Source organism: Clostridium sp., from assembly GCF_036642255.1.
Classification (GTDB): Bacteria; Bacillota; Clostridia; order Clostridiales; family Clostridiaceae; genus Clostridium_J.
This window is the reverse complement of sequence record NZ_JAVWDJ010000006.1, coordinates 138,698-160,513: the sequence shown is the minus strand read 5'-3', so window position 1 is coordinate 160,513 and position 21,816 is coordinate 138,698. Positions and strand designations below refer to the sequence as shown.

The 21,816-nt window shown below is 31.9% G+C and carries 21 protein-coding genes, 2 pseudogenes and 1 other annotated feature; of the genes and pseudogenes, 20 read left to right on the top strand and 3 right to left on the bottom strand.

The annotated features are described in order from the left end of the window. Positions 1 to 471 precede the first annotated feature (471 nt). The 4 genes and pseudogenes from RR409_RS05160 to RR409_RS05145 all read left to right on the top strand — a co-directional run. A complete protein-coding gene (locus RR409_RS05160; protein WP_332556657.1) occupies positions 472 to 969 on the top strand; it encodes a hypothetical protein in 498 nt (165 codons plus the stop codon). Positions 970 to 1,214: 245 nt separating this feature from the next. Next, positions 1,215 to 1,958 carry an RHS repeat-associated core domain-containing protein gene (locus tag RR409_RS05155; protein ID WP_332556667.1) on the top strand — a complete coding sequence of 248 codons (744 nt, stop codon included), beginning with the start codon at positions 1,215 to 1,217 and terminating at the stop codon, positions 1,956 to 1,958. 68 nt (positions 1,959 to 2,026) lie between these two features. After that, positions 2,027 to 2,419, top strand: a complete 393-nt coding sequence (locus RR409_RS05150) for a hypothetical protein (protein ID WP_332556656.1) — start codon at positions 2,027 to 2,029, stop codon at positions 2,417 to 2,419. 71 nt (positions 2,420 to 2,490) lie between these two features. Beyond that, positions 2,491 to 2,662, top strand: a pseudogene (locus RR409_RS05145) (RHS repeat-associated core domain-containing protein); the annotation flags it as partial. Between the two features lie 3 nt (positions 2,663 to 2,665). On the opposite strand, the pseudogene RR409_RS05140 reads toward RR409_RS05145, so the two are convergent. Next, positions 2,666 to 2,755, bottom strand: a pseudogene (locus RR409_RS05140) (cell wall hydrolase); the annotation flags it as partial. Positions 2,756 to 2,932: 177 nt separating this feature from the next. Here RR409_RS05140 and RR409_RS05135 point away from each other — a divergent pair. Genes RR409_RS05135 through RR409_RS05105 form a run of 7 tightly spaced genes read left to right on the top strand, consistent with a single transcriptional unit; the run spans position 2,933 to position 10,088 of the window. Further along, a complete protein-coding gene (locus RR409_RS05135) occupies positions 2,933 to 3,610 on the top strand; it encodes a corrinoid protein (protein ID WP_332556655.1) in 678 nt (225 codons plus the stop codon). 24 nt (positions 3,611 to 3,634) lie between these two features. Next, positions 3,635 to 4,690, top strand: coding sequence for a uroporphyrinogen decarboxylase family protein (locus tag RR409_RS05130; protein ID WP_332556654.1), 1,056 nt, complete (start codon positions 3,635 to 3,637; stop codon positions 4,688 to 4,690). Between the two features lie 2 nt (positions 4,691 to 4,692). Next, positions 4,693 to 5,697 carry a uroporphyrinogen decarboxylase family protein gene (locus RR409_RS05125; protein WP_332556653.1) on the top strand — a complete coding sequence of 335 codons (1,005 nt, stop codon included), beginning with the start codon at positions 4,693 to 4,695 and terminating at the stop codon, positions 5,695 to 5,697. Next, on the top strand, positions 5,697 to 7,424 hold the full coding sequence (locus tag RR409_RS05120; protein WP_332556652.1) for an ASKHA domain-containing protein: 1,728 nt from the start codon (positions 5,697 to 5,699) through the stop codon (positions 7,422 to 7,424). Before RR409_RS05125 ends, RR409_RS05120 begins: the two co-directional genes overlap by 1 nt. A gap of 24 nt (positions 7,425 to 7,448) precedes the next feature. Beyond that, complete coding sequence (locus tag RR409_RS05115; RefSeq protein ID WP_332556651.1) at positions 7,449 to 8,393, top strand: GTP-binding protein; 945 nt, start codon at positions 7,449 to 7,451, stop codon at positions 8,391 to 8,393. Next, entirely contained in the window at positions 8,378 to 9,211 is an 834-nt protein-coding gene (locus RR409_RS05110; protein WP_332556650.1) for a putative manganese transporter, read from the top strand. Before RR409_RS05115 ends, RR409_RS05110 begins: the two co-directional genes overlap by 16 nt. Before the next feature lie 4 nt (positions 9,212 to 9,215). Beyond that, on the top strand, positions 9,216 to 10,088 hold the full coding sequence (locus RR409_RS05105; RefSeq protein WP_332556649.1) for a uroporphyrinogen decarboxylase family protein: 873 nt from the start codon (positions 9,216 to 9,218) through the stop codon (positions 10,086 to 10,088). 343 nt (positions 10,089 to 10,431) lie between these two features. On the opposite strand, the gene RR409_RS05100 is transcribed toward RR409_RS05105, so the two are convergent. Beyond that, positions 10,432 to 10,896: a GreA/GreB family elongation factor gene (locus RR409_RS05100; RefSeq protein WP_332556648.1), complete on the bottom strand. Its 465-nt coding sequence runs from the start codon at positions 10,894 to 10,896 to the stop codon at positions 10,432 to 10,434. 277 nt (positions 10,897 to 11,173) lie between these two features. Here RR409_RS05100 and RR409_RS05095 point away from each other — a divergent pair, with 277 nt between their 5' ends. From RR409_RS05095 to RR409_RS05060, 8 genes are all read left to right on the top strand, one after another. Further along, entirely contained in the window at positions 11,174 to 12,040 is an 867-nt protein-coding gene (locus RR409_RS05095; RefSeq protein WP_332556647.1) for an extracellular solute-binding protein, read from the top strand. A 589-nt stretch (positions 12,041 to 12,629) separates the two neighbouring features. After that, positions 12,630 to 12,834, top strand: a binding site (T-box leader). Between the two features lie 279 nt (positions 12,835 to 13,113). Then, positions 13,114 to 14,391, top strand: a complete 1,278-nt coding sequence (serS, locus tag RR409_RS05090; RefSeq protein ID WP_332556646.1) for a serine--tRNA ligase — start codon at positions 13,114 to 13,116, stop codon at positions 14,389 to 14,391. 194 nt (positions 14,392 to 14,585) lie between these two features. Next, positions 14,586 to 15,170, top strand: coding sequence for a GGDEF domain-containing protein (locus RR409_RS05085; protein ID WP_332556645.1), 585 nt, complete (start codon positions 14,586 to 14,588; stop codon positions 15,168 to 15,170). Between the two features lie 55 nt (positions 15,171 to 15,225). Continuing rightward, positions 15,226 to 16,197, top strand: a complete 972-nt coding sequence (locus RR409_RS05080) for a WYL domain-containing protein (RefSeq protein ID WP_332556644.1) — start codon at positions 15,226 to 15,228, stop codon at positions 16,195 to 16,197. Positions 16,198 to 16,794: 597 nt separating this feature from the next. After that, positions 16,795 to 18,444, top strand: coding sequence for a hypothetical protein (locus tag RR409_RS05075; RefSeq protein ID WP_332556643.1), 1,650 nt, complete (start codon positions 16,795 to 16,797; stop codon positions 18,442 to 18,444). 11 nt (positions 18,445 to 18,455) lie between these two features. Then, positions 18,456 to 18,875 (top strand): DUF533 domain-containing protein, encoded by a 420-nt coding sequence (locus RR409_RS05070; protein WP_332556642.1) that lies wholly within the window; start codon positions 18,456 to 18,458, stop codon positions 18,873 to 18,875. Between the two features lie 4 nt (positions 18,876 to 18,879). After that, positions 18,880 to 20,229: a hypothetical protein gene (locus RR409_RS05065; RefSeq protein WP_332556641.1), complete on the top strand. Its 1,350-nt coding sequence runs from the start codon at positions 18,880 to 18,882 to the stop codon at positions 20,227 to 20,229. Positions 20,230 to 20,431: 202 nt separating this feature from the next. Then, positions 20,432 to 20,641, top strand: coding sequence for a hypothetical protein (locus RR409_RS05060; protein ID WP_332556640.1), 210 nt, complete (start codon positions 20,432 to 20,434; stop codon positions 20,639 to 20,641). A gap of 85 nt (positions 20,642 to 20,726) precedes the next feature. Here RR409_RS05060 and RR409_RS05055 read toward each other — a convergent pair whose 3' ends face one another. Further along, complete coding sequence (locus RR409_RS05055; protein ID WP_332556639.1) at positions 20,727 to 20,918, bottom strand: YvrJ family protein; 192 nt, start codon at positions 20,916 to 20,918, stop codon at positions 20,727 to 20,729. A 127-nt stretch (positions 20,919 to 21,045) separates the two neighbouring features. Between RR409_RS05055 and RR409_RS05050 the strand changes: the two genes are divergently transcribed. Continuing rightward, complete coding sequence (locus RR409_RS05050) at positions 21,046 to 21,579, top strand: hypothetical protein (protein WP_332556638.1); 534 nt, start codon at positions 21,046 to 21,048, stop codon at positions 21,577 to 21,579. Positions 21,580 to 21,816 lie beyond the last annotated feature (237 nt).

Sequence of the window (21,816 nt, the reverse complement as noted above, 5' to 3'; positions counted from 1 at the left end):
TGTGACCCTCATATTTTCACAGTTTTATAGATATTTTAAAAATGAGCATATAGAATAAGGTTTTAAAAGTCATTTGTTTTGGAGGTATTATGAAAAACTTGAACATTAATCAAAATGTATTAATTGGATTGGCTTTGGTTGTGTCATTGGCTTTACTACTTATTAAGAGAACTATACCTGTCTCCATAATATTATTTTTATTACTTTTCTGTGTAATCATTATTTTAATTAAACAGAAATATAAAGATAATTTTAATATATTTATTATTAGAAGTATAGTTTTTAGCCTTTTTAGTATTACTTTATTTATTTTGCTATTTGTATATGCAATAAAATCAGGTAATGGAAAATTGTATAATTTATTATGGTATATACTATAGAATATTAAAGTAAGGTTAGTCACTTGTGTTTAAAAGTATTAAAAGAAATTATGTATATTCAATCATCTATACCAAAGTAGGAGGGGATAATATGCCATACGATTTAAAAGTATTAGTTGTCAAACAAAAGAAGTTATATCATACAGATTTTCAATCTTCAATAGAAGTTAAGAATGAAATCGAAGATGATTTTTGTAGATATAGAGAGGTTTGGCCTTTTATGACGGGTACTGATGGTATGTGGTATTCGATGGTAAAAGAGAATGGTGGTTTATTTAATGCTTATCCCATTTGCGATTCTGATTTTGAGAAAGATGAAAGTGACATTGAGATGCCCTATTGGATAGATGATGAGGATGTAAAATATGATTTAACACCGCTAATAATAAGAAAAGAGTTTCGAAGTGATTTTGAGAAAATAGTTCAAAATTTAATCGAAACCTCATCACTAAAAACTATAATGATATTGGCAAGCTATCAAAGCAATGATAAAGAAATAATTTGTGGAACAATTTCTTTTGCCGAATATATAAAGCTATTAGATGAAGAGAAAATATTATTTAATGTATGTTATATAATACGTAATTAAATATTTTAATGCCTTGAAGACCAAGAAGTAACAGTGTTGTTGGTCTTCTTTTTAGTGAAGTAAAATAAAACCTGTAATAAGTTTAGTGCATGTATATAAGATATGTAAGGGTTAGTAAATGACACATATTAGGCATAGAGTTTTATAGAGAGAGTTAAGTATAAAAAAATACAATAGTAATTAGTGAATAGAAAAAGCTAATTTAAGCATATTTACAACAAATGTTTTGAGGTGGATTTTTTACAATTAAAACTGTAAAGTTAAGGTATAGGTATGATACCGAGACTGGATTGTATTATTTACAGTCAAGGTATTATAATCCTACTTGGGGAAGATTTATTAATGCGGATGCACTAATTGGACAAACTGGGGAGTTACTTGGTCATAATATGTTTGCTTATACCAAGAACAATCCTGTAAACTTTAAGGATGATAGTGGGTTTGTTTCATCACATGTATCTTATGATATTGGAGAAGGTACATATGGTGATGGCTTTGAAATTTCGAGCCCACCTCCTTATGTATCTGAAGTTGTAGATATAATTACTGGATACACATCACATTATAATTACAAATCTAATGTGTATTTTGAAAAATCAGGGACATATATAGGAGGTACAACCGAGATTAAATTACACCCTAGTTCTTATACAGAAACTGTCCGACCTTTAGAAAGTGCAAGTAATATAGTTAGTAATGTTGCTTTTTATGCTTTTCTTTCATGGGATATGGGGAATATTTGGACTGCTAATAATGGCCTTTCGAATGGGCAGAGAGCAGGTAGAACAGTGCTTAAGGCAGGAGCTACTATCGCAGGTTATTTTGCTGGTATAGGTATCTCTAAACTTTTTGCACTTGCAGCAGCTTCATCTGGTCCAGCAGGATTATTATTACTTGGAGCAGCATCTGGGGCAGTTATAATGTCTTCCGTAGTTATTAGTGCTGCTGAAAACTACGGCAATAACTATTTTAAAAATGGGTGGGAGTGATTATAATAGAAAAATATAGCTTTAAATTACATTGGAAAATAAGGTTATTAGGCTCAATTGGTTGTCTAATGCCCATAATTGGAATAATCTATTACAATAATTCTATACTGAGATTCATTAGTATATTATTTACTTTAATGGGCGCAATAGGGATTGCCGATGCATTAACTACAGTTATAATAATTGATGATGATAAATTGATATATAGATATATGTTTAAAAGTAGAATTTTATTTTGGAAAGATATTCGACATATACAATACAATATTCAGAGTCAAGGAAAAAATGTGGGAGTGTACTTACTTAAAGCTGATGAGGGGGTTGTCTATGGAAAAACAATTACAATATCTTCAGTCTTTGAAGATTATAAGATGATTATCAACTATGCCATTAATAGATGCAAAGACAATCCATTTATACGAATAGATACTAAAGTGTATGATATAGTAAAACATATGTAAGGAAAATGTTATTGCCACTATTAATTGTTATAGTGGCAATATTTTTGTGAAACCTCACGGAATATTTATATATAAGAAATATTAAAGATTATATAGTAAGATTAATAAATAAAAAAAGGAACTCAAGTTGCATCCTATAACTATGACTCATGGGGAAAACTAATTTCTATAGATGGTACTCTTAAAGACACTGTAGGAGTTAAGAATCCATACAGATATAGAGGGTATAGGTATGATACCGAGATTAGTATCAACAGCTTTCATGCCATTATCACCTTCACCACCACCTTTACATTTAAGAATTCTTGCTAATAATTTCCTATCGGAATAAGCCATATAATTTCACCTCCATAAATTTCACGTAATATTAGTTCATTCTTTGATTCTCAATTACCTATATATATATTAAAAGAATTCTAAGATATCAACTATTCCTATAACCAATAGCTGAGAAGTCCATTATATTAATTTCCTATAGTTATTGTTTAAAGTTTTATACCAAATATAATTAGAATGAATAAATATATAGATGGGGGAATTCTCGTGGAAAAAACACAATTATTTAAAGAAATCACAAATGCTGTTATTGAAATGGAAGAGGACAATGTAACTGAACTTAGCAAAAAATCTTTAGAACTTAATATACCAGCCATAGAGACTATTACAGAGGCGCTTATACCTGGAATGGATAAGGTTGGTAAGTTATATGAAGAGGAAGAATATTTTCTCCCAGAAGTATTAATGTGCTCAGATGCATTTAATTCTGGCCTTGATATTGTAAAACCTCACGTAGATAAAAGCTCCATAGAAACACCAATAAAAGTTGTTATTGGCGTTATTGAAGGAGATACACATGACATAGGTAAAAATCTTGTAAGAATAATGACTGAAGCTTCTGGTTTTGAAGTTTATGATCTTGGAAGAGATGTAAAATTAGAGAGGTTTATTGAAAAGGCAGAAGAAGTTAATAGTGATATTATATGTATGTCAACATTAATGACAACAACAATGGATGGAATGAAAACAGTAATTGATAGATTAAAAGAAAGAAATATAAGAGATAAGTATAAAGTACTAATAGGCGGAGGTCCTATATCTCAAAGGTTTGCTGATATTATTGGTGCGGATGTATATGCAAAAGATGCCAATGAAGCTGTTAGAAAAGCAAAACAAATAATGGGAGTTAATTAATTTAAAGTAGGGAGATATTTAATTATGAATATAAGAGAAGATATATTAACGCCAAAACAAAGGCTTGGAAATTTTTTAACTGGCAAACCACTGGATAGAATTTTATGTATGCCTATAGTAACCACAAATACAGCTCATTTAATTGGAAAAACTGTAAAAGAGTTTCAAGATAATGCTCAAGTAATGGCGGACTCTCATATTGCAGCTTTTAAAAAATATAAATATGACTTAGTATACTTATTTACAAACTGCTCATATATAGCAGAAGCTATGGGTGCACCTCTTGAATATTCAGAAGATGAACCAGCAAACTGCGCTGAGCACATAATAAAATGTGAAGAAGATTTAAGTAAAATTCATGTATCAGAAAAAAATGATGGAAAGTATCCTGTATACTATGAAGCTTTAGATATACTAAAGGAAAAAATAGGAGATGAAGTATTTTTATCGGTATGTTTCTCAGGACCCGTATCCACAGCTGCTACCTTAAGAGGCACAGAAGATTTTGCAAGAGAAACTTATGCAAATCCAGAGCTTTGTCATAAGCTTTTAAGATTGTCTACAGATAGCTGCAAAAACTTTATTAGAGAAGTTGTAGCAAAGGGAGCAATTCCTATTATTCTTGAACCAATTGCATCAGGAAGTCTTTTTAGCCCAAAGATGTTTAAGCAATTTTGCTTTCCTTATATAAAAGAATTAGTAGACCTTGCACATGAACTAGGCAGTGCAATACCACTTCATATTTGTGGTAAAAGTAATAAAATAGTAGATTTAATGACAGACACTGGTGCAGATATCATAAGTGTTGATAGATGTGATTTAAATATTGCAAGAGAAAAAGTAGCTGGTAGAGCTGTAATTCTTGGAAATGTTAATCCTGCAGATGAATTATTGTTTGGACCAGCAGAAAGAATTCATGAAGTTTGCAGAGAGTCTATTGAAACAATGAAAGGATATACTCCTGGCTTTGTTTTAGCTACTGGATGTGAAACTTCCAATAAAGTTCCTTTTGAACATATACAAGCTATGATGGATGCTGCGAGAACTTATGGACTATATGAATATAATGAAGGTGTTTAATCTTGAATGAAAAAGAAAGACTTTTAAAGGTGTTAAAAGGAGAGAGTGTAGATAGGCCTCCAGTTATTTGCCCAGGGGGAATGATGAGTGCTTGTGTTACAGAAATCCTTGAGGATATAGAAGAAAATCATAATCTGGATTATAAAGCTATGGCAAGAGCTTCAAGAAAAATATACGATTTAGCTGGTTTTGAAAACTATGGAGTACCTTTTGCTATGATTGTTGAAGCAGAACCACTTGGAGCTAAAGTTCAGATAGGTAATAAAGAGGTTGAAGAAAGAGTAATAGAATATAATAATGAGCCCTTGGAAGAAATCATGGGGAAATATACTGTAGTCCCATTTAAGGAATATAGGATGAAAGTGGTTCTTGATGCTATAAAAGAACTGAAAAATGATTCTGTACCAGTTATAGGTAATATAACTGGACATATTAGTACGGCTACCTCAGCGGTGGACCCTCTAGGGATTTTAAAGATGCTTAGAAAAGAACCAGAAAGAGCATACAGCTTTTTTAAGTATATCAATAGTTATCTAATAGAATATGCAAAAGAAATAATTAAAGCTGGGGCGGATGTTATAGCAATTTCTGACCCCACTGCTACTGGTGAAATACTAGGTGGAAAGAACTTTGAAAAATTTGCTGTACCCTTATACAAAGAACTTATAGATGTAATTCATAGCTACAATATCCCTGTAATAGTTCATATCTGCGGAAATGCAAAAACTATAGTTCATGGACTTAATATGATAGGGGCAGATGCACTAAGTTTTGATTCCATGGTTAATATGAGATATGCAAAGGCTAATATAACTACAAGACTTATGGGTAATGTTAGCACTCAGCTCCTTCACACTGGTGAAAAAGAAAAGATTGTTTCTATCACAAAAAACTGCATTGACTCAGGAGTTGATATAGTGTCACCTGCCTGTGGATTAAGTATGGCAACTTCCGTTGAAAATTTAAAAACAATGACGGATTACGTAAAGAAAGGAAAATACATTTAATGGCTTTAGTAAAGTTTAAAAATGAAAATATTACTTTAGAGGTACAACCAGGTACTAAACTATCAGAATGTATAAGAATAGCCAACCTTTCCATAGAGACCCCATGCAACTGCATGGGGCTTTGTGGAAAGTGTAAGGTTAAAGCACTTGGAGAGTTATCTGAACCATCACTGGAAGAGAAAGCTTTTATAAAAGGTGAAAAAGATATAAGGCTTGCATGTTTAGCTAAAGTCTGTGGAGATATAGAAGTAGAATTATTAAATAAAAATACAACTTTAAAGACTATAAATAGAGGATACTCAATTGAAGTTAATGTAGACCCTGAAATAAAAAAAATAGAATTAAATAGTATTAAAAGAGATAGTAATAATCCTTTTTCAGAAGAGGTAGGGTACAAAGTAAATTCTACTCAAGTTCTAGAAAAAATCGCAGCACTAGAGAGAGGAGAGTTCAGTAACGCTTATGGAGTGATTTGTGGGAAATCTTTAATAGACATTCAAGAAAAATTTAATGATGTATTAGGTGTAGCTGTAGATATTGGTACTACAGGAATTTCCGCCTATTTTGTAAATTTAGAAAGTGGAGAAATATTAAATAAAGTCTCTTGCTTAAATCCACAAACAGAATATGGTGGAGATGTACTGACGAGAATTACTTTTGCTATAAATAATGAAGATGGAACCGAGATTTTAAGACACAGTATAGTAAGTAAAATCAATGAGATAGTTAAAGAATTGGTAGGTAAAAGCTATGGAATAGAAAACATTTATAAAATAATCATCGCAGCAAATACAACAATGCTTCATTTGTTTGCTGGAATTAATCCTTCTTCTATTGCTAAAGCACCTTATCGAGCAGTGTTTTTGGATAAACTTGAAATTAAGGCTTCTGAGCTTAATATAGATATAAACAGAGAAGGTACTATAACCTTGCTCCCTTCTGCATCTTCATATGTAGGAGCAGACATATTATCAGGAATTGCAGCAACAGATTTTCATAAGAAAAGTAAGGATTCTGTTTTTATTGATATAGGAACTAATGGAGAAATTGTAGCTATTTCTGAGGGCAAACTAGTAGCTACCTCTACTGCAGCTGGGCCAGCCCTTGAGGGCATGAATATATCTTGTGGCTGCAGAGCTGAGGAAGGCGCCATTGATACTTTTAATATTGATGAGAATTTTAATATTAACTTTACAACTATTGGTGACAGAAATCCTAAAGGTATATGTGGTAGTGGTTTAATCGATATAACAGCTAGCTTAGTAGAAAGAAACATTGTGCTACCAAGTGGTAGGTTTAATAATAAGCTAGATGAAAGAATAAGCAGCAAACTAAAAGATAAAAGGTTTTATATCACGGAAGATATATATTTATCTCAAAAGGATATTAGGCAGATACAACTGGCAAAAGGAGCAATAGCTACGGGAGTTACAATGCTTTTAAGTGAGATTAACATTGTAATAGAAGATATTAAAGAAGTTGTAATTGCAGGAGCTTTTGGATATCACATTAATCCAAGTAGTATTAAAATTATTGGACTTATACCAAAAGGCTTTAATGGGGATATAACCTTTGTTGGTAACTCTTCTGTAGAAGGGGCTAGGCTTGCTTTAATTAATAAAGAGGTTTTAAATACAATTGAAAGTTTTAAAGGAAATATAGAGGTGCTAGAACTATCAACTAAAGAAAAGTTTCAAGAGTATTTTGTAGAAGCTCTGGGATTTTAACTCGGCATAGCTATGAGGTGAAATATGATAAAAATAGATGTAATATCAGGATTTTTAGGCGCAGGTAAAACTACATTAATTAGAAAACTTCTAAAGGCTTATGAAAATGAAAAAGTAGTTCTTATCGAAAATGAATTCGGTGAAATAGGTATTGATGGTGATTTAGTGGAAAGAGATGGTTTTGAGGTTTTTGAAATTAGTAGTGGTTGTATTTGCTGCATAATGAAAAAGGACTTTGAAATGGTGCTTAATAGAGTAATTAAAGAATTTAATCCAGAGAGAATAATAATTGAACCAACAGGTATTAGTATTTTAAGTGAGATAATTGATATCTTAAGATCAGAAGAAATATCAAGAAGCTGCCATATAAATTCATTGCTTACTGTAATTGATAGTGAAAATTACATGAAACAGTGTGATGCTTTTGGGGAGTTTTTTGAGGATCAAATAATTAATGCAGAAGCTTTAATTTTAAGTAAAAGTCAATTTGTAGAAGAGGATAAGCTTCAGGAAGTAAAAAGGTCACTTAGAGAGTTAAATGAAAATGCTGAAATTATCTCAAGTGATTGGAATAGCTTTTCATCAGGAGAGGTAAAAGAACTTTTAGTACAAAATCTGAATTTAGATTTTAAAGATTTATTTTATACTGAGTATAAACCATGCAGTGAAAATGAGTTTAAAGCTATTGGTATCGAGACTTCGAGAAAATTTACTAAAGAAGAGCTTGGTAATTTATTAAGTAAACTTAAAGATTCTACCTTTGGCGAAGTATTAAGAGGAAAAGGATTTTTAAAAGGTGAAAAAGGATATTTAGACTTTAGCTACACTAATGGACAATATATTATAAATGAAAATTCCACTAAATCTAGTGGTAAGGCTTGTATAATTGGAAAAAACCTAAATGAAGAAGAAATAAAAAATCTTTTCAAGGCTAAAGGTGGGGGGATATTTAATTGGTTGAAATTCTAATAGATAGCATAAGAGATACAATCAAAGTAGTACCACTTCTATTTTTAATATTTTTAGCAATAGACTATTTTATGGAAAAAGCAAATAATAATAATAAATTTATTGATAAAATTTCTAAATATGATTTTCTAGGGGGAAGTTTATTTGGGATTATACCTCAATGTGGAATACCAGTAGCTATGGCAAAGCTTTATAGCAATGGGCATATAACTTTAGGGATGTTAATAGCTGTTTTTATTTCAAGCTCTGATGAAGCGTTAATTATTATTGGAGCTCATCCAGATAAATTTGGTTTTGTGATAGGTTTAGTTGTAGTTAAAATAATTATAGCTATGGCAGCAGGATTTACAATAAATAAACTTATTAAAGAAAAGAGAAATAGAATTAGAGTTTGTGATGCTAATTGTGATTGTCCTATGTGTAGAAAGCATAAAAATATATTAGTTCATAATTTAATTCATACTGGAAGAATCACTGTATTTTTAATAATAACAGTTTTTATTATTAATTTTGGTATAGAGCATTTTGGACAAGAAGCCTTTTATGGGGTTCTAGGAAGAAATAGCTTTCTTCAACCTATATATGCATCCTTAATTGGTATGATTCCAAGCTGTGCATCTTCTTTAGTTTTAGCTGAAGGCTTTATTAAAGGTGCTATAGGTTTGGGGCCGTTAGTTGCAGGGCTTTGTGCCAATACAGGTTATGGAATATTAATTATCGCAAAAGAACTGCCATTGAAAAAAACTATAAAGATAATATTAATAGTTCAAGGGATAAGTATTGTGATAGGTGAAATTATATATATGATGGGATGGTAAAATAATGGAAAATAAAATTGGATTTAAATGCCAAGGTGATAACCTAGAGGAAATACCTGAAATTATAGTACAAAGTACAGGATTAACTTTTCCTAAAGCTCATGAAAACAAAGAGGATATGGTTTTACTATCAAAAGAGCTAAAAAAATATAAAAAAGATAGCATATGTAGAGTACCTTTTTGTGTAACGGTGGAAGCAGAAGCTTTAGGTGCAAATATAAAACTTGGAGATATGAAGCTTGGTCCTAGAGTAGAAAGCTATGCCTTTACTTCTATCGAGGAGCTAGAGAATGTAAAAAAACTTGATTTTACCAAGGGGAGAATAAAAGAAGTATTAGATGCAGTAGAGTTACTTGAAAATCAAGGTGAACTTGCGGTATTAAGTGTTGAGGGACCTTTTACTATAGTATCCTCCTTGATTGATCCTACCATATTTTATAGAGGTATAAGAAAGAATAAAGAAATAGTAGAAAGATTTTTTAAAGTTATAGAAGATAACCTTGTAGATTACATTTGTGAAGGAATAAAAAGAGGTGCAAAAATAATATCCTATGGAGATCCTGTAGGGTCATTGGATATTGTAGGACCTAAGGTTTATAAAGATTATAGTGGAAAGATTACTTATAATATTTTAAAAAGGGTAGAACCATATTTAAGCAATGCGGTAGTTCATATTTGTGGAAAGACAACTACTGCTTTTGAACAGTTAGGTTTTGCTTCTTCTAACCCCATAACTTTTGAAGAAGAAATCACCTATGGAGAAGCAATAAATAAGATTATTAAAGAAGATTCTAATGTTAAATTTATAGGTAATTCTTGTATAAAAAGAACACCATTTAAAATGAAAAATGCTATAGTTTATGAAATGAAATTATAAGTATTGCATTAAAAATTAACGGCACTACTCTAGAATATGGGTAAGGCCCTGACGAAAAGCATATCACAGTAAACGTAACTTAAAAAGAATTAAATATATTGCAGCTAACTTGCTACAGGGTCTAGCACTCTTCAGCAATGTTACCTTATATATATTTAATTCTTTTACTTATTTTTTGCTCTATTATAAATATTTTCTGTGTTTTTTAGATAATTAGAATTGAAAATTAAGTTATTAAATGAAAGCCTATTATTCCAATATACTCTCAGTGAAAACATTGGCATCATACCTGAAGCTAATATAATAATATTGAATACTTGTAGAAGCTTATGAATAAAAATTTTTATAGCAGCTCTAGTATTTCTACTTCATAGGTTTCCCCTGGAGCAGTTACTACAACTGTATCCCCAGCTTTTTTGCCAGATAGTGCTTTTCCTAAATCGGATTCTATGCTTATAAACATATTTTCTGGGTCTACATCCAAAGTAGTTACTAGGGTAACAATAGTTTCAAATTCATCCTCAATAAATTTAACTCTAGCCTTACTGTTAACTCCTAAAACTGATTTATCTAACCCAGCATCGTCTATCACAGTAGAAGTTGTAATCATAGTTAATAAATACTGAATTCTATTATCATTTTCCCTATAGTTTGCACAGGCTTCTTTATATTCTGCATTTTCAGACCTGTCACCATGGGCAGCAGCTTCCATCTTTTCCTTTGCAATTTCAGCTCTTTTCACAGTAAGTCTATATTCTAATTCTTCTTCTAATTTCTTTAAATTTTCTGCTGTTAATTTGTTATTCATATATAAGATTACCTCACTCGAACTTTATAATATTTATATTATAGTATATATCTATGAATTTTAAAATTTTTATTTTTAAAATTAAATATAACTTCTATCTATATAGAGAGCTATTAGAAATTTTTTAGGGTTTAGTTCATTGCATTATCACAATGTATATATGTTTACAATTGTGTATATAAATGGTAATATTAAGAAAATAAAATAACTCCGAGTCTATGTTACCTAACAGTGTTATTACTTATGGTGTGTAGACCATAGGGGAGGGGGATTAATCATGAAAAGAAAGTTCCTATCGGTGATAACAAGCTTGGTGATGGCAGCATCGGTTTCTTTAACCTTCACTGGCTGCAATAATAAAGAGGCTGCTACTAAAGAAGGGGACAAGCTGACAAATAAAACTATAACAATGGCAACAACAACAAGTACTCAGGACAGTGGTCTTTTAGATTATATATTACCAAAGTTTACTGCGGAAACTGGAATTGATGTGAAAACTGTTGCAGTGGGAACAGGTCAGGCTTTGAAATTAGGTGAAAGTGGCGATGCAGATGTATTGCTAGTTCATGCCAAAGCTCAGGAAGAGGAATTTGTGAAGGCAGGCCATGGACTTGAAAGATTTGATGTAATGTACAATGATTTTATATTAGTTGGACCTAAAAGTGACCCTGGTAAAATAAAAGAAAGTGCAGGTACTGACATAGCCAAAGCACTTGAAGATATAAGCAAAAATCAAAACAAATTTATTTCCAGAGGAGATGAATCTGGAACTCACTCAGCAGAGAAAAAGCTTTGGAAGGGTGTAAACATAACACCTTCAGGTGATTGGTATCTCTCTGCTGGACAAGGTATGGGTGCTGTGCTGCAATTGGCGGATGAAAAGTCAGCATATACAATATCAGATAGAGCAACATATTTATCAATGAAGGACAAAACTGAATTAGAAATAATAGTTGAAGGTGACAGCAAACTAAGAAATCAGTATGGGGTAATTGCTGTAAATCCTAACAAAAGCAGCAATACTAATGTGGAGGGTGCCCAGAGCTTTATAAAATGGATTCTTTCGGAAAATGTTCAAAAGGATATAGGGGAATTCGGTAAGGATAAATTTGGACAATCACTCTTCTTTCCTAACGCAAAGTAAATAAACCTAATACTATAAAAATTCTTTTCCTTACAAAGATACTTGCTTCGATATAAATCTGGGTATTGTGTTGTTAAATCTAAGGAGCTTGCTGTAACTTTAACGACATTTTGGAAGGATAGTTCTCCCATCCTTATCAGGGCTTAAACTGTTTAAGTGTTTAAACAAGTTTAAGGTGGGAGTCTTCAGCTAAAAAATAAACTTTGGTGTAACAAAATTCTTTTGTTCAAGTTAAATATCCTTCCAAAGTGGCTTACCAAAATGAACTTGTTCATTATTTAATCAGAGATTACGCTTAAGGCCTTAATTTCCTTGAAACTGCCCATGTTGTGGGTATGTTAGGAATAACAAATCCTTCTCGAATCCTAGGTTTTTGTAAAAAACTACTGGAAATAATTTATACAATATGTTACTATAAATAGAATAAATTTTGTATAAGATTTCTCATTTTAGGAAGGATATATGTATGAATTTTATTTTAAACACAGTTTGGAAGGATAATTCTCCTTTCCTCATTAGTGCTTAAATAAATTTAAGGTAGGAATCCTTGGCTGAAAATGAAATTGTGCATTATTTAAATAGTATATGAATAACAGTGTTGATAAAAGCTACGATTTTTAAATTTCTTCAGAGAGCCGATGGTTGGTGCAAATCGGTGAAAGGTAAAATCTATCCACTTTTGGAGCTGTCGGTGATGAATCGAAAGGCTAGTAACCTTTATATTACTTTCGAGTGGCATGTTATTTAATATAACAGCAATTTGGGTGGCAACGCGGATTACTTCCGTCCCATTATATATGGGATGGGAGTTTTTATTTTTTTGATAAATATATAGGTTGATGCATTACTTCTTCTTAGTAAATTACTTAAAGTAACCTATATTGGAGAGAATGTAAAATAGAACTAGGTATTTATGCAGTTTATTTCTAGTACTTTAAAGGATTCCATGATGAGTTTTTGATTTGTATACTTTTAAAGCCATAAAGGAAACAAAGTAGGTTCACGTATAAGTTAAGTTTTGACTTTGGTTCCTTAAACATATATATTATTTTTTTATTATAGGAGGCTAAATAATGTTAGATTTAAGATTCGTAAGAGAAAATCCAGAAATAGTTAAGCAAAACATAAGGAATAAGTTTCAACAAAACAAACTTCAACTAGTAGATGAGGTAATTGCTTTAGATGCAGAGCTTAGAAATGCTAAAATAGAAGCAGAGACTTTAAGAGCTGATAGAAATAAGATTTCAAAGCAAATTGGTGCCTTAATGGCTCAGAAAAAAAGAGAAGAAGCAGAAGAAATGAAGAAGAGGGTTACAGCTGAGTCTGAACGTTTAGCACAGCTTGAAGTAAAAGAAGCTGAACTAGAAAAAAGAGTTAAGACCATTTTAATGACCATTCCAAACATAATTGATCCAAGTGTTCCTATTGGTAAGGATGATAGCGAAAATGTAGAGGTTGAAAAATTTGGGGAGCCAGTGGTACCTGGTTTTGAAATTCCATACCATACTGAAATCATGGAAAAACTTAAAGGCATTGATTTAGAAAGCGCAAGAAAGGTTGCAGGTAGTGGTTTCTATTACTTCATGGGGGATATTGCAAGACTTCATTCTGCAGTAATATCCTATGCAAGAGATTTTATGATAGATAGAGGCTTTACTTATTGCATTCCACCATATATGATTCGTAGTGAAGTTGTAACTGGAGTTATGAGTTTTGCAGAAATGGACGCTATGATGTACAAAATTGAAGGTGAAGATTTATATTTAATTGGTACTAGTGAGCATTCCATGATTGGTAAATTTATTGATACCATCTTACCAGAGAACTCTCTGCCACAAACCCTAACCAGCTACTCTCCTTGTTTTAGAAAAGAAAAAGGAGCTCATGGCCTTGAAGAAAGAGGAGTATACAGGATTCATCAATTTGAAAAACAAGAAATGATTGTGGTATGTAAACCTGAAGATAGCATGAAGTGGTACCATAAAATGTGGAAGGATACAGTGGATTTATTCCGCACTCTGGACATACCAGTGAGAACTTTAGAGTGTTGTTCTGGGGACCTTGCAGATTTAAAGGTGAAATCTGTAGACGTAGAAGCTTGGTCACCAAGACAAAAGAAATACTTTGAAGTAGGAAGCTGTTCAAACTTAGGGGATGCTCAAGCACGACGTCTAAAAATTCGTGTAGATGGGGAAAATGGAAAATACTTTGCCCATACCCTAAACAATACTGTAGTTGCTCCTCCAAGAATGCTAATTGCATTTTTAGAAAACAACTTAAATGAGGATGGTTCTGTAAACATTCCAACTGCACTACAACCATATATGGGTGGTAAATCAGTTGTTAAATAATCATAAGGGCAGTGTATCATAAAGAAACTTGATGCACTGTCCTTTCTTTTGTTAAGTTTTATAATGATAAACTTACATCGACTCAACATGAAAAGTTGTATTTAGTTTTTATAATTATATCTAGACAATTTCTGTCCACCATAATAAGTAAAATAATGTTATAGGAATTAAAAGTTATTTATGGGGTGGGTATTTTGAAAAACAAAGGTTTCGATTCAACAGAGATTTTTAAGCTTTTAGAAGAAAAAGAAAATAAAATAAAAGTTTTAGAAAAACAAATAGAGGAGTTAAAGCTTCTTACAAAACTAGATAGTTTAACTGGTGTATTAAATAGAAGAGCTGGTATGGAAATTTTAGAACAAATTATGGCTCAGTGTGAAGAAAAATCTTCAAAGGTAACAATAGCCTTCTTAGACATAGATAATTTTAAAGAGGTTAATGACACTTATGGACATATTGAAGGAGACAGGCTACTACGAAAGTTAGCTATTATGATAGAAGATACCATTAGAAAAACAGACTCAATTTTTAGAATTGGGGGAGATGAATTTGTTATTATCTTTTCAAATAGTAATATCAATGAAGTTAGAAAAATATGCCATAGAATTACCAATAAATTAAAAGAATACAATGAAACGACGGTACTACCCTATAAAGTAGGTGTGAGCTTTGGTCTATCAGAATATGATGATAATTTATGCAAAACAGCTAGAGAGTTAATAGATCTAGCTGATAAGGAAATGTACAGACACAAAAGAAGAAAAGAAGGAAATCAATAGAATTTGTTTAATAATAAAGTTATGGTGCAATAATCAAAGGATAAGGTGTGAAAAAATGAGTAAATCTGAAATGTTATTATACATTTATGATGTTTTAATAAATGGTGGCATTATAAACAAAAAGGAAATATCAAATAAATTTAAAGTGTCAGATAAAACCATCTCAAGGTATATACAAGAAATTAACATGTATTTCTTTGAAAATAATATAAATGCCAAAGTAGCCTATAGCAGAAAAAGTAAAGGTCATATTCTAATTGATGAAAATACCTCTAATTTAAAAGGTAAAGATATTTTGGCAATTTCAAAAGTTCTTTTAGAGAGTCGAGGTTTTTCTAAAAAAGAGGTTCATGAACTTATAAATAAATTAACTTTAAATTGCTATGGTGAAGATAAGAATAAAATTAAATTGGCTATAGATAATGAACTAGACACATATGTTTCCCCAAAGCATGAAAGTGAAATAGTAGACAAGCTTTGGGAAATTAATGAAGCTATTAAAAAGCAAAAACTTATAGAAGTTCATTATAAAAAAGTAGGAACTAAAGGAAAGCTCCAAGAAGAGGTATCAAAGAGAATATTAGAACCTCAAGGAATTATATTTTCTGAGTTTTACTTTTATCTTGCAGCTTATATAAAAGGATATGATTTTGAATATCCAGTGATTTATAGAATTGATAGAATAAAAAAATATAAAGTATTAGAGGAAGGCTTTAAGGTTGATTATAGTGAAAGGTTCAAACCAGGGGAGTTTAGAAATTTGATACAGTTTATGCATTCGGGAAAGCTTCAGACCGTGGTATTTAAATTTAAAGGGAATTCAGTTGAAGCAGTGTTAGATAGATTACCTACAGCAGAAATAATTAATGAGAGTAATGGTGAGTATACTATTAGAGCAAAAATTTTTGGAAGTGGCATAAAAATGTGGATATTAAGCCAAGGAGCTGGAATTGAAGTTTTGGAACCTGTAGAGCTAAGAGAAGAAATTATAAGAAGTATAAAGGATATGGGAAGTAATTATAACTAATGGGAGTTAGCTTATTTTGGAATACTATTATAAGGCTTGTAGAAGAGAACTTTATTTATTTATTTATTTATTTGTTTGTTTATACTACTTAATTAAGAAGTATAAATAGAAGTAGATTTAAAAACTTCTTAAATGAGAGAATTGCATAATTATATTTTTGATTCTAAGCTAGCCATATATTGTGTGCTTTTATATATTTATCCACAACATTTGGTAGCAATTTTCTCTAAAAAGGAAATATGAAATTTCATCCAATATATAGTTATATTTGGCTTTTCTTAAGTGTTTTAAAATACCTATAGATCAAGTTCTTATCTTAGAATGTTATACTTAAAAGCAGTTAATAAATTAAAGTGAATCTAATCTATAATTAAATTTTTAAACTAGTTTACAAATAGAAATAAATCTATGGGTATACTAGTTTTTACTTTGTCTAAATATGGACAGTTTTGTAGAATATATTGAAGAGCAGTAGCAAATTATGTATACTCATAGAGAAATGTGGGACAAAAGTAAAATTTTAAAAGTTTTTTTCAAATGGACAGTATTTGTCCATGAGGAGTTTTATAATAAAGATAACAAGGAGGTGCAATTTACATGGAGGGTTTTTCTAACTCATTTACAACAAGTGCACTAAACTCTTTTCAGTTGTCAGAAGAGTCCAGTATAAATATCATAAATGACGATGATAACAATGATGAAAATTTATTTAATAATAATGGTTCATTTAATGAATTGCTGAATCAATATAAAAGCGTTATGTTTAACTCGCTAATTACAGCTTTTGGTCTTGATCAACTTTTATTTAAAGATAAAGATGGTGGAAATGTTCAAACAATGCATAATGCGGAAAATCATGTGTATGCAAATGATACTTTTCGTGAAAGAGGCGAACGTGCATATAATAGAAATGATTATGCACCAGCAAGCTATATGAACGGACGTAGAAAACGGGATTTTAATGCTAATGAAAAAATATATGACTGCTACACAGGAAGAGAATTACCTAAAGATGGCAGAGCACATCTAGAACATATTGTTTCTGCAAAGGAAAACCATGATAGAACTGATATGAGAATGCTTTTTACTAAGGACGAAATGGCTAACATTATCAATAGTGAAAAAAATACAGCATATATTGATGGAAGTATGAATGAATCCAAAAGTGAAAAACCATTAAAAGAATGGGAAGCTAAAACTTCCAATAAGGATAAATCAAAAACGAATGGAGAGTATTATAACGTAGATTCAGAAAGAGCACATTCAGCGGATGAGAGGGCACGAAAAAGTATAGATCAAAAAGTTGCTAGAAAAAAGTTAGCTCATTATAGTAGTAGTATGGCAAAAGATGGGTTAAAGCAAGGGGGCCAAATGGCAATAAGACAAGCATTAGGAGTTGTTTTTACAGAAGTTGCTGCTACAGTTATGGATGAGGTACCTAATATTCTTAAACAACTAAAATCTAACTTCTCTGTTGAAAGCTTTTTCGAAAAAGTAGGGGAATTGGTTGTAGAGGCATTTCAGCGTGTGAAATTAAAGATGAAAGATGTTTTGGAAGCATTAAAGACAGGGTTTACATCAGGGGTCTTCAGTTCTATAACTACAACTATAATTAACATGTTTGCAACAACGGCTAAAAACATAGTTAGATTAATAAGACAAGCTATGGTTAGTATTACTGAAGCCGTAAGAATTCTTTTCTTTGATAAAGAAGAGAGAACTACAGGTGAGAGGGTAATTGCTGCATCAAAAGTTCTAATCACAGGAGCAAGTACTGTTTTAGGTGTACTTGTGGAACAATCACTTTCATCTTTTCTACAATCTTCAGGAATTGCGGCAATACCTATAATTGGTGGTGTTCTAGTAGATATCATTCCAATTTTTGCTGGCACTATTTTAACAGGATTACTATCGGTAACCTTTATATATTATATGGACCATGCTGAATCAATCCAAAAGTTGATATCATTTATAAATAAAATATCTGAAGATTGTTTCGATAGATCACTAAAAACAATTAAGGAAGCCAATAGATTACTAGATGAATACATATCAGAATTATGTAGTGTTGATATTGAAAAATTGCGAGAACAAGTTGCGGATATACATGAAGTTAATCTTGCAATACATTACGGAGATACGGATGCCTTATATAAATATTGTGATAATAACGGTATCAATCTACAGTTTCATAATACAGAAGAATTTGTTAATTTAATGCTATCATCAGAAGCATTAGAAATTTAAGGGGGATTATCATGCAAATCAATGAAATTTTAAAAACAGAAACAGCAAAACGTAATTTTTTGATGGGATTAGTTTTCTTAGCAAAAGTAGATGGAGTTGTTGATGAAACAGAAAGAACATTTTTCCTTAACGCAGCATCTTCATTACAATTGAGCTCAGAATCAGTTAATGAGATTAACTCCTGTTGGAATAAAGAAGTTATGCCAGAAATCAATTTCGATAATAAAGAAGAAAAGTTATTTTTTATTTTACAAGCAGTTCAACTTTGTAGTGTTGATGGTGGGTATACAGAAAAGGAAAGACTATTCATCCATGAACTTGCAAAGAAATTAGGTTTAAAAAGCGATTCAGTAGAAAAAATTGAAGCTTGGGTAGAAAGAGGAATTCAGTGGCAAGCTGAAGGTAATCAACTACTTAAAATGGAGGCGTAAGAATATGGGATTTGGTAAATGGTTAGTTGGGGGAGTTTGTGCAGTAGGAGCAATTGTAGCAGCTCCAATTGTTTTACCTATGGCAGCTGCAGGGGCCGCTGCAGCTGCAGCTGGTGCGGCAGCGGCGGGAGCAGCTGTAGCAGGAGGAGCCGCGGCGGCAGGAGCAGCAGTAGCGGGGGCAGCAGGAGCAGCAGGAGCTGCGGTAGCTTCCTCAGCAGTAGGAACAGCGGTAGCAGGAGCAGCTGGTGCAATAGCATCTTCAGCTGTAGGCACTGCTGTAGGAGGAACAATGGCAGCAGTTGGTGGAACCATCGGAACAGCTGCAAGTGCGGTTGGATTAGCATCGGTTGCTACAGCAAGCTCAACAGCAGTTGGGACAATTGCTACTGCAGGAGTTGTTGGTGCAACAACTACAGCCTCTGGGGTTAAGAAGATGTCTGAGGCTAAAAGTATTATTGATGCATCTGAAAGTAGATATAACAGTAAAAAGAGTGAAGTTGATAAGGCAGAGAACCAGGCTAATAAAAAATTAAAAGACTTAGGCGAGTTAAAACTAGAAATATGGCAAAGTTTTGATGAATTTTATAGTGTTATAACTAAAATAAAAAATTGTAAAATACTAGAGAATCAAGCTAAGGATGAAAGTTTTAGAATTTCCAAAGAAGAACTAGATAATTTGAGAGGTCTATCATTCAAAGCTAGTGAATTATTAAGTGCTAGTGCGGGGTCACTGGGAGTAGGGGTTTTGGCAGGGTTAGCAGCTTACGGTGGTACTATGGCTATTGGAACGGCGTCTACTGGTGCTGCAATAGCTGGATTATCAGGAGTTGCTGCTACTAATGCCACCTTAGCTGCGCTTGGTGGTGGATCACTAGCAGCTGGAGGGTTAGGCATGGCTGGTGGTACAGCTGTTCTTGGTGGACTAGTTGCTGCACCAGCATTAGCAATTGGTGGAATCTTTCTAGCACTTAAGGGTAACAGCAGTGTAGAAAAGGCCAATGAAGTTTCATATAAGGTTAATAAAGCAGTTAATCAAATGAATACAAGCATTAAACTTATTAAGGACATAGACAGCACGGTTAATAATGTTACTAAGGAGCTTATGGTGTTAAATAAAAACTTTAAAGTAACACTAAATAAGTTAACCGATATAGTTAATACGAAACAAGATTTTTACTATTTTACAAAGGATGAAGTAAAAACAACGGAGACCTGTATTTTGATAGTAAAAATACTTAAAAAGTTAACTACAACAGATTTATTGGTTAAAAAGGATAGTGAACAACTTGTTAATCATAGCGAAATTGATGGCATAATAAATGAATCTAAGTCATTTAATGCTCAATTAGGCTAGAGACTACCTAATTCGTTTGTAAGTGTTATAAAGATAATAGGCTACATGCTGCAATAGGATGTGGCCTACTTATTGACTACTTTTTTAGTAACTAAGAAAAGATTACTAAGTTAGTATTATGAACAATGTGAGTTCTGCTATAATACATATAAAAATATTAATTATGAAGATAAATTAAGAATATTAAAAGGAGGAGAAGGGGATGTCAAAAGCACCAAAGAAGTGCCCTATGTGTAGTGAAGTTATTAACTGGAAGAACGTTGATACACAAAAAAAGGGATTTAGTGTAGGTAAGGCAGCTGTGGGAGGAATATTGTTAGGGCCAGTAGGTTTATTAGGTGGCGCCCTAGGAAAGAAAAAAAGTACGTATTATTGCGGAACATGTGGATTTTCTCACGAATATAATGGTTAAACTGTAAGGATAGATTTAAGTTAAAAAAGCTGTTTCAAAAGTAATTGCAATACTTTTGAAACAGCTTTTAATCTTTTATATTAATTTAAGAATCTACTTTATCCTCATTACTATTTTCGATAACAACTCCAAGTTTGGTAGAAATTATGGTGTTAAGCTTATTTATTGATGATGTTAACCCAGTAATATTTTTCTCAAGTCTTATGAGAAGATAATCTGTTATAGCTACTGAAAACCCAACGTTGCCAATAAAATTAACAAGTTCATTTACCTCCATGTGGATCATGTCTTTCCAAAATGGTTTGACCAAATGAAATTATTCATGCTTTAATGTGTGCTAGGTTTATGACTTATGGTAATATGTGGTATAATTTTTATAACAAAGTTCAGGGGGAGGACTAGTAATGAATTTTATACTTTTTATAATCTTTGCTTATTCGGTTATCACAATATTTAACCCAAGAGTAGCTTGGAACTTATCCATAGGATGGCAAATTAAAGATTCCGAGCCAAGTGATTCAGCATTAGTTTTTTATAGGTTAAGCGGAGTAGTTGCGTCCATAATATTAGCAGTTATTTTATTCAGTAACCTATCTACTTCTGTAAACATAAGTAGTTGGGAAACTAATTTTGTTAAAAGATTTAAGGTTGAAAATATTGAAAGCATAAATATTACAAGTATAAGTGGAGAAAAAGGAAAACCCTTTACTGAAGAAGAAATAGAAACCTTTGCTAAAGTTATAGATAAGGTGGAAATAGTAAAGATGCCTGTTCAAAATTCCTTTGGATACTCAAGTTCTTATTTAGTAACTTATAAAGATGGAAGTCAGGACGAAATATATTATACAGGCTCAGGCTTTCAGTTAAGGCCAATTGGAGTGGAATCAGAATACAGATTCCAAAGTGCTGAACTAGAAGCGTTGATTCGTAAGAAATAGAAGTGTTTAGGAATTGCATCGTGAAATGCTTAATAAAAGGTGAAGAAGGTTGAAGAAGAAGAGTAAACTTACTTCAAAAGGATTTCTGAGTTGAAATAGTGGCAGAGGCTACAGAATTAAGTTTAGAGACAGTAAATGAAATAGTTAAAGAAATAATGAATTAATGTTAGAAGCCATGTGGAATGATGCCACATGGTTTTTATATGTTAGGAAGAGAGAGAGATGAAAACAGTTCTT